We start from the raw sequence: 12918 nt of genomic DNA, 5'->3' as shown, positions 1-12918 counted from the left end.
TCGCGCGATGCGGCTGACGCACCCGCAGGCCGTCGTGCTGATGGTGGCGGTGACCCTGATGTGGTCCATCGCCGGCGTCGTCACGCGCCACCTGGAGCAGGCGCGCAGCTTCGAGGTCACCTTCTGGCGCAGCTTCTTCACGGTGCTGTCGCTGCTGGTGATCCTGCCGTTCTTCCAGGGCCGCGTGGTGTTCGGCAAGCTGCGCCGCGCCCACGGCGCGCTGTGGCTCTCCGGCCTGTGCTGGAGCGTGATGTTCACCGCCTTCATGGTGGCGCTGACGCTCACGTCGGTGGCCAACGTGCTGGTGACGATGGCGGTCGGACCCTTCCTCACCGCGCTCGTCGCATGGGCCGTGATCGGCCACCGCATCCCGGCACGCACCTGGGCCGCCATCGTGGTGGCCGGGGCGGGCATCGCGTGGATGTACGGCTCCCAGGTGTCCGCCGGCCAGCTCGCGGGCACCCTGGTGGCCCTGTGCGTGCCGCTGGCCGGCGCGGTGAACTGGACGCTGACGCAGCGCGGTCATACGCGCGGCGAGGACGTGGACCTGGTGCCCGCCGTGCTGGTGGGTGCGGCCATCTCGTCGGCGGTCACGCTGCCGCTGGCGACGCCGTTCGCGGCGTCGTGGCACGACATCGGGCTGCTCGCGCTGCTGGGCCTGGTGCAACTGGCGATTCCCTGCGCCCTGTCGGTGCTCTGCGCGCGCGTGCTGAAGGCGCCGGAAATCGCGCTGCTGGCGCTCCTGGAAGTGGTCTTCGGCATCCTGCTGGCCTGGGTCGGCGCCAACGAGGCGCCCACGCCGGCGGTGCTGGCGGGTGGGGCACTGGTGATCGGTGCCCTGGTGATGAACGAACTGGTGGGATGGAGAGCAAGGGCATGAGCCGCCCGGCCGCTCCGAAGGCTCATTCCACCGCAGCGCGTAGCGCGGAGGTTGACTGAATGAGGGAAGTGCTGGCCGAAGTCGTCGGTAAGGCGGGCTGCATCACGTTGAACCGGCCGCGGGCGCTGAACGCGCTGTCGCTGGGGATGATCCGGGAGCTGGCGTCCGCGCTGCTGGCGTGGCGCGACGACCCGGCAATCGAACTGGTGCTGCTGCGCGGCACGGGCAAGGAAGGCCCGTTCGGCGCGCTGTGCGCGGGCGGCGACATCCGCTTCTTCCACCAGGCCGTGCTCGCGGGCGACGCGCGGCTGGAGGACTTCTTCACCGAGGAATACACCCTCAACCACCTGATCCACTTCTACCCGAAGCCCTACGTCGCGTTCATGGACGGCGTCGTCATGGGTGGCGGCATGGGGATCTCGCAAGGCGCGCGCTGCCGCATCGTCACCGAGCGCACGAAGATGGCGATGCCCGAGACGGCGATCGGCCTGTTCCCCGACGTCGGCGGCGGCTGGTTCCTGGGCCGCTGCCCGGGCCGCATCGGCGAATACCTCGCACTGACCGGCGAGGCGATCGGCGCCGCCGAGGCCCTGCAGGCGCGCCTGGCCGACGCGCTGGTGCCGGCCAAGGACCTGCCCGCGCTGTGGGACCGCCTGGCCAGGGAAGGCGCTTCCGCGCTGCCCGCGCACACCTTGGCGCCGGCGGACAACAAGCTGGCGCCGCGCCTGCACGACATCGAGCGCTTCTTCGGCGAGCCGGACGTGCCCGCGATGGTGCACGCGCTGGAAGCGGATGGCGGGGAGTGGGCAGCGCATGCCGCAGGCATGCTGCGCAAGCGGTCGCCGCTGATGCTGCACGTCACGCTCGAGCAGTTGCGCCGTGCACGCGGCCTGGACCTGGCCGGTGACCTGCGCATGGAGCGCGACATCGTGCGGCATTGCTTCCAGCTGCGCCCGGGCACTGCCAGCGAAACAATGGAGGGCATCCGCGCCCTGGCCATCGACAAGGACCACGCGCCGCGCTGGAACCCGGCGCGCATCGAAGACGTCACGCCCGGCGACGTCGCGAAGTTCTTCGACAGCCCGTGGCCGATGCACGCGCATCCGCTGCGCGACCTGAGCGACGGCGACGTCGCCGCCTTCGAGGCGGCCTAGAGCTGCTTGTAGACGGCTTCCGCGAGCCCGAGCAAGTCGGGCCGCGGCAGCTTGCCGGCCAGCGCGTAGCCGAAGCCCTGGTCGGTCCAGTAGAAGCTGGACGCGCCGTCCTCGGACGTGAAGCGGAACGCGGTCTCGCCGCTGGTCTTCGCCGCATCGAGCGCGCCGACGTACAGCGTGACGCGCTCGCCGCGGGCGTTCTGGTACATGAACTGCGCGCGCGCGCCCTGGTCGCCGGGCAGCAGGCGGCCGCCCACGAGTTCGTAGCCCTGCGCGGCCAGGTCCGGCAGCTTCAGTGGCCGGCCCAGGCGCTTGGACAGCCATTGCACCAGGTGCTGCTGCTGCGCGGCCTCGACTTCGACCGGGTGGCGCACTTCCGGCGCGTAGACGACGTGCGCGATCACCGCCTGCCGGCCGAATTCCGCGCCCGCACGGGCCTTCGCGACGTTCGCCCCTGCGGGCAGGGCTTGCCACTGCGCATGCGCCAGCCAGCCGACCGCGAAGGCGATGCCGACGGAGGCGGCCAGGCCGCCCCAGCGCTGCCAGCGGTCGATGCGCGCGCGCGCGCCACCGACCTGCCGGGTCGCCTGCAACAAGGCTGGCGGCACCGGTTCGCGAAGCACGTCCTCGTGCAGCCGCTGCAGGACTGCGCGCTGCTCCTCCCAGGCCTGTAGCGTCGCCGCGGTGGCGGGTTCGGCGGCCAGGCGCGCCCGCACCGCCTCGCGCTCGGCAGCGGGCAGGCGTCCGTCGACGAGCGCGTGCAGCTCGTCTTCGGCGGTGGAGCGGGTCGGGTCCGTGGGTCTCATGGTTCTCACTTGAGGCGCTTGAGCGGCACCACCGACGAGGCCGGTGGCGGTGCGCCTTCCATCAGGTCGCGCAGGCGCGCGCGCGCACGGGACAGGCGCGACATCACGGTGCCCACCGGCGTGCCCGTGATGCGGGCCACCTGCTCGTAGCTGAGGTCCTGCACGCCCACGAGCAGCAGCACTTCCCGCTGTTCCTCCGGCAGCCGCAGCAGGCAGCGCTGCAGGTCCAGCACCCGGTCGGTCGCGCTCGGGGGCGCGACCAGTTCCTGCGCGACGTCGTCGATGTCCACGCGGTGCGAAGCCTGCTGGCGCACGGCGCGCCGGGCGCCGTCGATGAACAGGTTGTGCATCAGCGTGAACAGCCACGCGCGCAGGTCGGTGCCGGCCTTCCAGAGCGCCCAGCGGTCGCAAGCGCGTTCCAGCGTGTCCTGCACCAGGTCGTCGGCCGCCCACGCGTCACCCGTCAGCGCGCGTGCATAGCGGCGCAATTGCGGGATCTGCATCTCGAGCTCGGCGGCCTGGAAGCTCATGGTGCGAGGCTAGCGCAAGGGCGCCGTGGCAGCCAGCGGGGCACGCCTCACGGGCGTGCGACGTGCCACACGTTGTTGACGCCTTCGCCAGTGCGGTCGCCGGGCTTGGTGTCCTTGGCCCAGTAGTAGAGCGGCTTGCCCTTGTGGGCCCACTGGCGGCTGCCGTCGTCGCGCGTGACCACCGACCAGTCGCCCGTCGCGGACGCGCCGGCCTTGGCCATCAACGGCGGCCAGTTGGTGGCGCAGGGCCCGTTGCAGGCCGACTTGCCGCTGCCGGCCGTGTCGCGGTCGAAGGTGTAGAGCGCCATGCCGTTCGGCCCGACCAGCACGCCGTCCGCCGCTTTCACGGGAACGTCGGGCGCGGACATCGAAGCGCAGGCGCTCAGGCCCAGCGCCAGGGCAGCGGCGGCCAGCAAGCGGGTCGGGTGGGGCAGGGGCATCGCGGGTCTCCTGGGTTGCTGCCCGATGAACGCCGATCCGCGCGCCTTTATTCCTCGCCCGCCGGGCCGCGCCGGGCTGGCGCGCCCGATCCCCACGGTCAGCGGTGGCGGGCCTTCATCGCGCGTTCGACCTCACGCTTGCCTTCGCGGTCCTTGATGGTGTCGCGCTTGTCGTGTTCGGCCTTGCCCTTGGCCAGCGCCATCTCGCACTTCACCTTCCCCGCCTTCCAGTGCAGGTTGATCGGCACGAGCGTGTAGCCCTTCTGCTCCACCTTGCCGATCAGGCGGCGGATCTCATCCTTGTGCAGCAGCAGCTTGCGGGTGCGTTCGGCCTGCGGGTTGACGTGGGTGGACGCGGTGCGCAAGGGGTCGATGCGGCAGCCGATCAGGTACAGCTCGCCGTCGCGGATGACGACGTAGCCGTCGGTGAGCTGGACCTTACCCTCGCGCAGGGCCTTCACTTCCCAGCCTTCCAGCACCATGCCGGCCTCGTACTTCTCCTCGAAGAAGTAGTTGAAGGCCGCCTTCTTGTTCTCGGCGAGGCGGGGGGCGCTGGCGGGTGCTTTGGCCATGGGCTGACAGGGCGGCCTTGCAGGCCCTGCCTACAATCTGCCGCGAAACCCGGCATTGTCGTATGAAAACCGTCCACCGCTCCGTGCTGATCTGGTACAGCGCGCAGGAGATGTTCCAGCTGGTCACGGACGTCGCGCAGTACCCGAGGTTCCTGCCCTGGTGCGACCACGCCAAGGTGCTGGAAACGGATGCGCTCGGCATGAAGGCCGAAGTGGGCATCGCGTTCGGCGGCATCCGCCAGAGCTTCGTCACCCGCAACCAGCACGTGCCCGGGCAGCGCGTCGACATGAAGCTGGTCGAGGGCCCGTTCTCCAACCTCGATGGCCACTGGCGCTTCTCGCCGGTGGCGGGCGACCAGCGCGCCTGCAAGGTCGACCTGGACCTGAACTACGGCTTCAAGAGCACGGCCCTTGCCGCCGTGGTCGGCCCCGTGTTCGACCGCATCGCGGGCAGCCTGGTGGACGCCTTCGTCAAGCGCGCCGAGCAGGTGTACGGCTGATCGTGCGCATCACCGTCCTGCATTCCCCTGGCCCGCGCGAGGTGCGCGAGCAGGAATTCGATCTCGCCGCGGGTGCCACCGTCGGCGACGCGCTGGCCGCGTGCGCCCTGGAAGTCCCCGAAGGCGGCGAAGTGGGGATCTGGGGGCGCCGCACGCCGATGTCCCACGTGCTGCGCGAAGGTGACCGCGTGGAGGTGTGCCGGCCGCTGGTGGTCGATCCGAAAGTGGCGCGGCGCGAGCGGTTCCAGCGCCAGGGTGCGCGCGCGACGGGCCTGTTCGCCAACCGGCGGCCCGGCGCGAAACAGGGTTACTAGGCCACGCAGTTGGTGGCGATCGCCTCGTCGAGGCGGCGGCCTTCGACGGCACGTTGCGCGTCGTCGAGCACTTCGCGTTCGCCCTTGTCATTGACCCGCGACAGGCGGATGCCCGAATCGAGCGTGGCCTTGGCTTCCTTCGCGCGCTTGCAGTTCTCCGCCTTCTTCTCGGCGAACTCGCGCTCGGCGGCCTTCTTCTTCTCGGCCTCGGCGGCCTCGGCCTGCTTCTTCTTCTCCTCCAGCGCCTTGTCCTTGCCGGACACCTTCAGCGCGCCGGATGCGGGCTGCGCAGCGGCGGTCGCTGCAGCCGCCGGCGCTTCGGGTTCGACCGGCAGCGCGCGGCCGTTGGGAGCCTTGAGGATGTTCCTGGCCGGGATCTCGGGAGGGGGCGACTTGTCGCTGAACACGCGGCGCCCGTCCTTGTCGATCCATTGCCACTGGGCCACGGCGGCGAGGGGCAGGGCACAGCAGGCGACGACGGCAAGGGCGCGAAGGGCGTTCATGGCCCGCAGTGTAGAGCGCAGCGCGACCGTGGCGAAGTGTTGCGGCGCGGGCGCCCGGCAGGGCGTCGCGCCCAAGCCACTCGCGGTCGAGGGCCAGGAGGCATCGATACAATCCTTTTTTTGGAGCCTCGACATGCGCCTTCTTGGCAAAGCGCTGACCTTCGACGACGTGTTGCTGGTCCCCGCGTTCTCCCAGGTCCTGCCCAAGGACACGTCCCTCGCGACGCGCCTCTCCCGCAACATCCCCCTGAACCTGCCGCTGGTGTCCGCCGCCATGGACACGGTGACGGAAGCGCGGCTGGCCATCGCGATGGCGCAGGAAGGCGGCATCGGCATCGTCCACAAGAACCTGACGCCCAAGCAGCAGGCCGCCGAGGTCTCGCGCGTCAAACGCTATGAATCCGGCGTGCTGCGCGATCCCGTCGTGATCACGCCGCAGCACACCGTGCGCCAGGTGCTGGAGATGCAGGAGCAGATGGGCATCTCGGGCTTCCCGGTCATCGACGCCGGCAGGGTGGCGGGCATCGTCACCGGCCGCGACCTGCGCTTTGAGACGCGCCTGGACGTGCCGGTCAGCCAGATCATGACGCCGCGCGAGAAGCTGGTGACGGTGCGCGAGGGCACCAGCGCCGCCGATGCCAAGGCCCTGCTGAACAAGCACAAGCTCGAGCGGCTGCTGGTCCTGGGCGACAACTTCGAGCTCAAGGGCCTGATCACCGTCAAGGACATCACCAAGCAGACCAGCTTCCCGAACGCCGCGCGCGACGCGTCGGGCCGCCTGCGCGTCGGTGCCGCGGTCGGCGTCGGCGAGGGCACCGAGGAGCGCGTCGAGGCGCTGGTCAAGGCCGGCGTGGACGTCCTCGTCGTGGACACCGCGCACGGTCACAGCAAGGGCGTCATCGAGCGCGTGCGCTGGGTGAAGCAGAACTACCCGCAGGTGGACGTGATCGGCGGCAATATCGCCACCGGCGATGCGGCCCGCGCGCTGGCCGATGCGGGTGCGGACGCGGTGAAGGTCGGCATCGGCCCAGGTTCGATCTGCACCACGCGCATCGTGGCCGGCGTCGGCGTGCCGCAAATCACGGCGATCGACAACGTCGCTACCGCACTCGCCGGCACCGGCATCCCGCTGATCGCCGACGGCGGCATCCGCTACTCGGGCGACATCGCCAAGGCCATCGCCGCCGGTGCGAGCACCGTGATGATGGGCGGCATGTTCGCGGGCACCGAGGAGGCGCCCGGCGAGATCGTCCTGTACCAGGGCCGCAGCTACAAGTCGTACCGCGGCATGGGCTCGATCGGCGCGATGCAGCAGGGCAGTGCCGACCGCTACTTCCAGGAGTCCAGCGGCGCCAATCCGAACGCCGACAAGCTGGTGCCCGAAGGCATCGAAGGCCGCGTGCCGTACAAGGGCTCACTCGTGTCCATCGTGTACCAGCTCGCCGGCGGCGTCCGCGCCTCCATGGGCTACTGCGGCTGCGGCAGCATCGAGGAGATGCGCTCGCAGGCCGCGTTCGTGCAGATCACGGCCGCCGGCATGCGCGAGAGCCACGTGCACGACGTGCAGATCACCAAGGAAGCGCCGAACTACCGCGCCGACTGAACGCCTCCATGCGCAGCAAAAAGGGCCAGAATTTTCTGGCCCTTTTTCTTGGCAAGCCTTAGAATCTGGCCAGATCGAACGGAAATCGAGCCAGACTCATGCACACCGTCCCCATCCACCAGGCCAAGAGCCAGCTGTCGGAACTGATCCGGGCGGTGGAGCAGGGCGAGGAGGTGGTGCTGACCCGCCACGGCAAGCGCGTGATCCGCCTGATCAAGGAACCCGAGACCGAGCAGCCCAGCATCGAGGCGCGCCGGCAGGCCATCGCGCAGGAGCTGCAGGCGCTGCGCGACAAAGTCGGCCGCGGCCCGTCGTTCCAGCAGTTCTGGGACGAGCACAAGGGCGAGCGCGACGCCCGCGGGGAAGCGTGGACGCAGGACCCGAAAGGCACCCATGCTGGTGATTGATGCCTCGGCCTTCGCCAGCTGGGTGTTCCCCGATGAAGGCGGCGACAAGGTGTCGCAGGCGCTGATTCGCATCATGTCCGGCGAGGAGAGCGCCACCAGCGCGTCCATCTTCCCGCTGGAAGCCCTGCACGCCGCCGGCCGTGCGCTGGCGCGGGGCCGCTTCACCGACAGCGCCCACCAGCACGTGCTGCGGCTCCTGAGCCGCCTGCCGGTGGCGCTCGCGCCCACGCGCGTGTCGCCCCTCGAGTCCTGGAACTGGTCGCAGTCCCTGCAACTCACCCCCTACGACGCCGCGTACCTGAAGGTCGCGGTGGACCTGAAGGCGCCCCTGGTCACCATGGACCGCGCGCTGCAGCGCGCCTGCCTGCAGGTCGACCATCCCCTGATCACCGACCTTTCCTGACCATGCAGCACGACAAGATCCTCATCCTCGACTTCGGCTCGCAAGTCACGCAGCTGATCGCGCGCCGCGTGCGCGAGGCGCACGTCTATTCCGAAGTCCATCCTTGCGACGTCAGCGACGCCTGGGTGCGCGAGTACGCCGCCGACGGCCGCCTCAAGGGCGTGATCCTCTCCGGCAGCCACGCCAGCGTCTACGAGGACACCACCGACAAGGCGCCGCAGGCGGTGTTCGAGCTGGGCGTGCCGGTGCTGGGCATCTGCTACGGCATGCAGACCATGGCGCACCAGCTGGGCGGCAAGGTCGAGGGCGGCCACAAGCGCGAGTTCGGCTTCGCCGCCGTGCGCGCGCGCGGCCACACGGAACTGCTGCGCGACATCGCCGACTTCACCACGCCCGAAGGCCACGGGATGCTGAACGTGTGGATGTCGCACGGCGACAAGGTCACCGAGATGCCGCCGGGATTCAAGCTGATGGCATCGACCGACAGCTGCCCGATCGCCGGCATGGCCGACGAGGCGCGCAAGTTCTACGCGATCCAGTTCCACGCGGAGGTCACGCACACGGTGCAGGGCCGCGCGATCCTGGAGCGCTTCGTGCGCGGCATCTGCGGCGCGCGGGCGGACTGGGTGATGAAGGACCACATCGCCGAAGCGGTGGAAGCGATCCGCCGGCAGGTCGGCGACGAGGAAGTGATCCTCGGCCTGTCGGGCGGCGTCGATTCGTCCGTCGCCGCCGCGCTGATCCACCGCGCCATCGGCGACCAGCTCACCTGCGTGTTCGTCGACCACGGCCTGCTGCGGCTGCACGAGGGCGACGCGGTGATGGACATGTTCGCGGGCAAGCTGCACGCGAAGGTCGTCCGCGTGGACGCGAGCGACCTGTTCCTGGGCAAGCTCGCGGGCGTGAGCGACCCGGAGGCCAAGCGCAAGATCATCGGCGGCCTGTTCGTCGACGTCTTCAAGGCCGAAGCGGCGAAGATCAAGCAGACGCACGCGCGCACCGTCGCGTGGCTCGCGCAGGGCACGATCTATCCGGACGTCATCGAGTCCGGCGGCGCCAAGAGCAAGAAGGCCGTCACGATCAAGAGCCACCACAACGTCGGCGGCCTGCCCGAGCAGCTGGGCCTGAAGCTGCTGGAGCCGCTGCGCGACCTGTTCAAGGACGAAGTGCGCGAACTCGGCGTGGCGCTGGGGCTGCCGCCGGAGATGGTCTACCGTCATCCGTTCCCGGGTCCCGGCCTGGGCGTGCGCATCCTGGGCGAGGTGAAGAAGGAATACGCGGAGCTGCTGCGCCGCGCCGACCACATCTTCATCGAGGAACTGCGCAACTTCATCGACCCGCACACCGGCAAGAGCTGGTACGACCTGACCAGCCAGGCCTTCACCGTGTTCCTGCCGGTGAAGTCGGTCGGCGTGATGGGCGACGGCCGCACCTACGACTACGTCGTCGCGCTGCGTGCCGTGCAGACCAGCGACTTCATGACGGCGGACTGGGCCGAGCTGCCCTATGCGCTGCTGAAGAAGGTGTCGGGCCGCATCATCAACGAGGTGCGCGGAATCAATCGCGTCACCTACGACGTCTCGAGCAAGCCGCCGGCGACGATCGAGTGGGAGTAGGGCGGGACGCCCTCGGCACACCGCGCGGCAAGCGCTACAGTGCATCCATGTACCTGCCGCCGCACTTCGAGGCCGACGACCCGGCACTGGCCGCCGCGGTCATGCGGGCCCACCCGCTGGCCAGCCTGGTGTCGGTCGACGACACGGGGCTGCCGTTCGTCACGCACCTGCCGCTGCACACCGAGCAGCACGAAGGGGGCTTCACGCTGTGGGGCCACGTCGCCAAGCCCAATCCGCACTGGCGGCTGCTGCAGGCGCGACCCCGCGCGCTGGTCGCGTTCATCGGCCCGCACGCGTACCAATCGCCGGCGATCTATCCCGACAAGGAACGCGTGCCCAGCTGGAACTACCTGGCGGTGCACTGCGAAGTCGAAGCCAGGCTGGTCGAGGACCCGCTCGCCAAGGATCGCCTGCTGAAGAAGCTGATCGGCGACCATGAGCCGGCGTATGCCGAGCAGTGGCGCGGGCTCGGCGAGGAGTACGCGCACAAGATGCTGGCCGGCATCGTCGGCCTGGAACTGCAGGTGACGTCCTGGCAGTGCAAGCTGAAGCTGAACCAGCACCGCCGCGAGTCCCACGTGCGCATGCACGCGGGCTATGCCGCGGGCAATGAACACGAGCGCGAACTGGCCCGCTGGATGGAACGGCTCGGCCTCGTGCAGGAGGAGCAGGAATGAAAGCGATCTTCAGCATCGTCGGCCTGGTGATGGCCGTCGCCATCGTCGGTTTGCTGGCGAAGAAGCAACTCACCGGGACGCCGCCCGCCGCCGCCCCCACGGTGTCCGGCGCGCCGGCCCTCGGCGGCAGCCCGCAGCAGCAAGTGCAGCAGTTCAAGGCGGCGGCCGAAGCCGCCGTGCAGGCGCCGCGCGCGATGCCCGACGACAAGTAACCGCGCATGCAGGACGACGACCGCTTCATGCAGGAAGCGCTGGCGCTCGCGCGCCAGGCCCAGGCCGCGGGCGAAGTCCCGGTCGGCGCGGTCGTCGTGCACGAGGGCAGGGTGGTGGGACGGGGCCACAACCACCCTGTCGGCGCCCACGATCCCACGGCGCATGCGGAGATCGCCGCCCTGCGCGAGGCGGCACGAACGCTGGGCAACTACCGGCTCGATGGCTGCGATCTCTACGTCACGCTCGAACCCTGCGCCATGTGCAGCGGCGCGATGCTGCATGCGCGGCTGCGCCGCGTCGTGTTCGGTGCGCGCGATCCGAAGACGGGCGCCGCCGGTTCGGTGGTGGACCTGTTCGCGCAACCGCTCCTGAACCACCGCACGGCCATCGCCGATGGCGTGCTCGAGGCCGAGTGCGGAGCGCTCCTGTCCACGTTCTTCGCCACGCGGCGCCAGGAAGCGCGTGCCGCGGCGGCGCCGCTGCGCGACGACGCCTTGCGGACGCCGGACAGCCGCTTCGACGCGCTGCCCGGCTATCCCTGGTCGCCGCACTACGTCAGCGACCTGCCGTCGCTGGCCGGGCTGCGCCTGCATTACCTCGACGAAGGTCCGCGTGACGCGGTACGCACGTGGCTGTGCCTGCACGGGAATCCGGCGTGGAGCTACCTGTACCGGCACATGCTGCCGGTGTTCGTGGCTGCGGGCGATCGCGTGGTTGCACCCGACATGCCGGGGTTCGGCAAGAGTGACAAGCCCAAGCGCGATTCGGCTCACACGTTCACCTGGCATCGGCAGGTGCTGCTCGAGCTCGTCGAGCGGCTCGACCTGGAGCACGTGGTGCTCGTCGTGCAGGACTGGGGCGGGCTGCTGGGCCTGACGTTGCCGATGGCGGCGCCGGAGCGTTACGACGGCTTGCTGGTGATGAACACCCTGCTCGGCACGGGCGATGTGCCGCTCAGCGAAGGTTTCCTGGCCTGGCGCGAGATGTGCGCGCGCAATCCCGAGTTCAGCGTGAGCCGGCTGTTCGCGCGCGGCAACCCGCAGATGTCGCCGCAAGAGTGCGCCGCCTACGACGCGCCGTTTCCCGACCGCGGCCACCGTGCCGCGTTGCGCGCTTTCCCGGCGATGGTTCCCGACCAGTCCGATGCCGACGGCGCGGACGTGTCGCGGCAGGCGCGCACGTTCTGGCGCGAACGTTGGGACGGCCGTTCGCTGATGGCGATCGGCGCACAGGATCCCGTGCTGGGCCAGCCAGTGATGCAGCAACTGCGCCAGGACATCCGCGGTTGCCCCGAGCCGATGGTGCTGCCGCACGCCGGCCACTTCGTGCAGGAACACGGCGAGCCGATCGCGCGCGCCGCGGTGGGATACTTCGCCGCGTGAGCGCCAAGCACATCTACATCTGTTCCCCCTCGAGCGCGGTGCGCGACAAGGCCGCGGTCCGCCGCGGCATCAAGCGCCTGCAAGCCTTGGGCCACGACGTCGAAGTCGATCCCGACGCCTTCACGTCGCACATGCGGTTCGCGGGCGACGACGCCACGCGCCTGGCGGCGATCCATCGCGCTGCCAGCAGCGGTGCCGACATCGTGGTGACCACCCGCGGCGGCTACGGCCTCACGCGGTTGCTGCCGGCGATCCGCTATCCCTTGCTGAAGAAGGCGGTCGACAAGGGCACGCAGTTCGTCGGCCTGAGCGATTTCACCGCATTGAACTGCGCCTTGTTCGCGCAGGCGAAGGCCACGAGCTGGCAGGGTCCCGCCGTTGGCGAGGACCTCGGTGCCGAGGAACCCGACGAGATCATGCTGGACTGCTTCGAGGACCTGGTGGAAGGCCGGGGCGAGGGCAGCGGCTGGCGCTTGCCGGCGGCGGAAGCGCAGTCACGCTTTCGCGAGGCGCGGGGCGTGCTGTGGGGCGGCAACCTGGCGATCATCGCGTCGCTCGTGGGCACGCCCTGGCTGCCCAAGGTGCGCGGCGGCATCCTGTTCCTCGAGGACGTCGGCGAGCACCCGTACCGCATCGAACGCATGCTCACGCAGCTGCTGCACGCCGGCGTGCTGGCGCAGCAGAAGGCGATCCTGCTGGGCCAGTTCACCAACTGGCGTCCGGTGCCTCACCACGACAAGGGCTTCAAGATGGCCACGGTCGTCGCCTGGCTGCGGTCGCAGGTGAAGATTCCCGTGCTGACCGACCTGCCGTTCGGCCACGTGCCCACCAAGGTGCTGCTGCCGTTCGGCGTGCCGGTGCACCTGGCCGTGGACGGCCGCGACGCGTACGTGGTCTGGGGCCACCGGCACTAGGCCG

General features: G+C 69.9%; 17 protein-coding genes. 12 read left to right on the top strand and 5 right to left on the bottom strand.

Features of this window, described 5'->3' with window-relative positions; translation table 11 throughout:
* Positions 1-7 precede the first annotated feature (7 nt).
* Together I8E28_RS12505 and I8E28_RS12500 are read left to right on the top strand one after the other, a co-directional pair.
* Complete coding sequence (locus tag I8E28_RS12505; protein ID WP_200788383.1) at positions 8-880, top strand: DMT family transporter; 873 nt, start codon at positions 8-10, stop codon at positions 878-880.
* 59 nt (positions 881-939) lie between these two features.
* Positions 940-2034, top strand: a complete 1095-nt coding sequence (locus I8E28_RS12500; RefSeq protein ID WP_200788382.1) for an enoyl-CoA hydratase/isomerase family protein — start codon at positions 940-942, stop codon at positions 2032-2034.
* On the opposite strand, the gene I8E28_RS12495 is transcribed toward I8E28_RS12500, so the two are convergent.
* The 4 genes from I8E28_RS12495 to smpB all read right to left on the bottom strand — a co-directional run bounded on the left by I8E28_RS12495 (position 2031) and on the right by smpB (position 4382).
* Entirely contained in the window at positions 2031-2840 is an 810-nt protein-coding gene (locus I8E28_RS12495) for an anti-sigma factor family protein (RefSeq protein WP_200788381.1), read from the bottom strand. The two genes, I8E28_RS12500 and I8E28_RS12495, sit on opposite strands and share 4 nt — an antisense overlap.
* Positions 2841-2845: 5 nt before the next feature.
* A complete protein-coding gene (locus I8E28_RS12490; RefSeq protein WP_200788380.1) occupies positions 2846-3370 on the bottom strand; it encodes a sigma-70 family RNA polymerase sigma factor in 525 nt (174 codons plus the stop codon).
* A gap of 47 nt (positions 3371-3417) precedes the next feature.
* Positions 3418-3810, bottom strand: a complete 393-nt coding sequence (locus tag I8E28_RS12485) for a COG4315 family predicted lipoprotein (protein ID WP_200788379.1) — start codon at positions 3808-3810, stop codon at positions 3418-3420.
* Between the two features lie 98 nt (positions 3811-3908).
* Positions 3909-4382 carry an SsrA-binding protein SmpB gene (gene smpB / locus I8E28_RS12480; protein ID WP_200788378.1) on the bottom strand — a complete coding sequence of 158 codons (474 nt, stop codon included), beginning with the start codon at positions 4380-4382 and terminating at the stop codon, positions 3909-3911.
* Positions 4383-4444: 62 nt separating this feature from the next.
* Here smpB and I8E28_RS12475 point away from each other — a divergent pair, with 62 nt between their 5' ends.
* Together I8E28_RS12475 and I8E28_RS12470 are read left to right on the top strand one after the other, a co-directional pair.
* The gene (locus tag I8E28_RS12475; RefSeq protein ID WP_200788377.1) at positions 4445-4882 is read left to right on the top strand and encodes a type II toxin-antitoxin system RatA family toxin; all 438 of its coding nucleotides are present in this window, start codon (positions 4445-4447) and stop codon (positions 4880-4882) included.
* Positions 4882-5196 carry an RnfH family protein gene (locus I8E28_RS12470; protein WP_200790391.1) on the top strand — a complete coding sequence of 105 codons (315 nt, stop codon included), beginning with the start codon at positions 4882-4884 and terminating at the stop codon, positions 5194-5196. The genes I8E28_RS12475 and I8E28_RS12470 overlap by 1 nt, the downstream gene beginning before the upstream one ends.
* Here I8E28_RS12470 and I8E28_RS12465 read toward each other — a convergent pair.
* Positions 5193-5699, bottom strand: coding sequence for a DUF4124 domain-containing protein (locus I8E28_RS12465; RefSeq protein WP_200788376.1), 507 nt, complete (start codon positions 5697-5699; stop codon positions 5193-5195). The two genes, I8E28_RS12470 and I8E28_RS12465, sit on opposite strands and share 4 nt — an antisense overlap.
* A gap of 133 nt (positions 5700-5832) precedes the next feature.
* On the opposite strand from I8E28_RS12465, the gene guaB reads away from it, so the two are divergent.
* The 8 genes from guaB (at position 5833) to I8E28_RS12425 (ending at position 12914) form a co-directional block, all read left to right on the top strand.
* A complete protein-coding gene (gene guaB, locus I8E28_RS12460; protein WP_200788375.1) occupies positions 5833-7302 on the top strand; it encodes an IMP dehydrogenase in 1470 nt (489 codons plus the stop codon).
* Positions 7303-7400: 98 nt separating this feature from the next.
* Positions 7401-7709, top strand: coding sequence for a type II toxin-antitoxin system Phd/YefM family antitoxin (locus I8E28_RS12455; protein WP_200788374.1), 309 nt, complete (start codon positions 7401-7403; stop codon positions 7707-7709).
* Positions 7696-8112, top strand: coding sequence for a type II toxin-antitoxin system VapC family toxin (locus tag I8E28_RS12450; RefSeq protein ID WP_200788373.1), 417 nt, complete (start codon positions 7696-7698; stop codon positions 8110-8112). The genes I8E28_RS12455 and I8E28_RS12450 overlap by 14 nt, the downstream gene beginning before the upstream one ends.
* Positions 8113-8114: 2 nt before the next feature.
* Complete coding sequence (gene guaA, locus I8E28_RS12445) at positions 8115-9728, top strand: glutamine-hydrolyzing GMP synthase (RefSeq protein WP_200788372.1); 1614 nt, start codon at positions 8115-8117, stop codon at positions 9726-9728.
* Between the two features lie 47 nt (positions 9729-9775).
* Positions 9776-10405, top strand: coding sequence for an FMN-binding negative transcriptional regulator (locus I8E28_RS12440; RefSeq protein ID WP_200788371.1), 630 nt, complete (start codon positions 9776-9778; stop codon positions 10403-10405).
* Positions 10402-10617 carry a hypothetical protein gene (locus tag I8E28_RS12435; RefSeq protein WP_200788370.1) on the top strand — a complete coding sequence of 72 codons (216 nt, stop codon included), beginning with the start codon at positions 10402-10404 and terminating at the stop codon, positions 10615-10617. The genes I8E28_RS12440 and I8E28_RS12435 overlap by 4 nt, the downstream gene beginning before the upstream one ends.
* A gap of 6 nt (positions 10618-10623) precedes the next feature.
* Positions 10624-12000 (top strand): tRNA adenosine(34) deaminase TadA, encoded by a 1377-nt coding sequence (gene tadA / locus I8E28_RS12430; protein WP_200788369.1) that lies wholly within the window; start codon positions 10624-10626, stop codon positions 11998-12000.
* Positions 11997-12914 (top strand): LD-carboxypeptidase, encoded by a 918-nt coding sequence (locus tag I8E28_RS12425; RefSeq protein ID WP_338050778.1) that lies wholly within the window; start codon positions 11997-11999, stop codon positions 12912-12914. Before tadA ends, I8E28_RS12425 begins: the two co-directional genes overlap by 4 nt.
* Positions 12915-12918 lie beyond the last annotated feature (4 nt).

The organism is Ramlibacter algicola, assembly GCF_016641735.1.
In the GTDB taxonomy this organism is placed as follows: domain Bacteria; phylum Pseudomonadota; class Gammaproteobacteria; order Burkholderiales; family Burkholderiaceae_C; genus Ramlibacter; species Ramlibacter algicola.
The sequence above is the reverse complement of the archived record's forward strand: the minus strand, read 5'-3'. Positions and strand labels throughout refer to the sequence as shown.

Bases quoted from the DNA above. Each gene is read 5' to 3' on its own strand.
- I8E28_RS12490 (WP_200788380.1), bottom strand. From the start codon at position 3,370: ATGAGCTTCCAGGCCGCCGAGCTCGAGATGCAGATCCCGCAATTGCGC.
- I8E28_RS12495 (WP_200788381.1), bottom strand. From the start codon at position 2,840: ATGAGACCCACGGACCCGACCCGCTCCACCGCCGAAGACGAGCTGCAC.
- I8E28_RS12450 (WP_200788373.1), top strand. From the start codon at position 7,696: ATGCTGGTGATTGATGCCTCGGCCTTCGCCAGCTGGGTGTTCCCCGAT.
- I8E28_RS12485 (WP_200788379.1), bottom strand. From the start codon at position 3,810: ATGCCCCTGCCCCACCCGACCCGCTTGCTGGCCGCCGCTGCCCTGGCG.
- I8E28_RS12440 (WP_200788371.1), top strand. From the start codon at position 9,776: ATGTACCTGCCGCCGCACTTCGAGGCCGACGACCCGGCACTGGCCGCC.
- I8E28_RS12435 (WP_200788370.1), top strand. From the start codon at position 10,402: ATGAAAGCGATCTTCAGCATCGTCGGCCTGGTGATGGCCGTCGCCATC.
- I8E28_RS12475 (WP_200788377.1), top strand. From the start codon at position 4,445: ATGAAAACCGTCCACCGCTCCGTGCTGATCTGGTACAGCGCGCAGGAG.
- I8E28_RS12455 (WP_200788374.1), top strand. From the start codon at position 7,401: ATGCACACCGTCCCCATCCACCAGGCCAAGAGCCAGCTGTCGGAACTG.
- I8E28_RS12500 (WP_200788382.1), top strand. From the start codon at position 940: ATGAGGGAAGTGCTGGCCGAAGTCGTCGGTAAGGCGGGCTGCATCACG.
- guaB (WP_200788375.1), top strand. From the start codon at position 5,833: ATGCGCCTTCTTGGCAAAGCGCTGACCTTCGACGACGTGTTGCTGGTC.
- guaA (WP_200788372.1), top strand. From the start codon at position 8,115: ATGCAGCACGACAAGATCCTCATCCTCGACTTCGGCTCGCAAGTCACG.
- I8E28_RS12465 (WP_200788376.1), bottom strand. From the start codon at position 5,699: ATGAACGCCCTTCGCGCCCTTGCCGTCGTCGCCTGCTGTGCCCTGCCC.
- smpB (WP_200788378.1), bottom strand. From the start codon at position 4,382: ATGGCCAAAGCACCCGCCAGCGCCCCCCGCCTCGCCGAGAACAAGAAG.
- tadA (WP_200788369.1), top strand. From the start codon at position 10,624: ATGCAGGACGACGACCGCTTCATGCAGGAAGCGCTGGCGCTCGCGCGC.
- I8E28_RS12505 (WP_200788383.1), top strand. From the start codon at position 8: ATGCGGCTGACGCACCCGCAGGCCGTCGTGCTGATGGTGGCGGTGACC.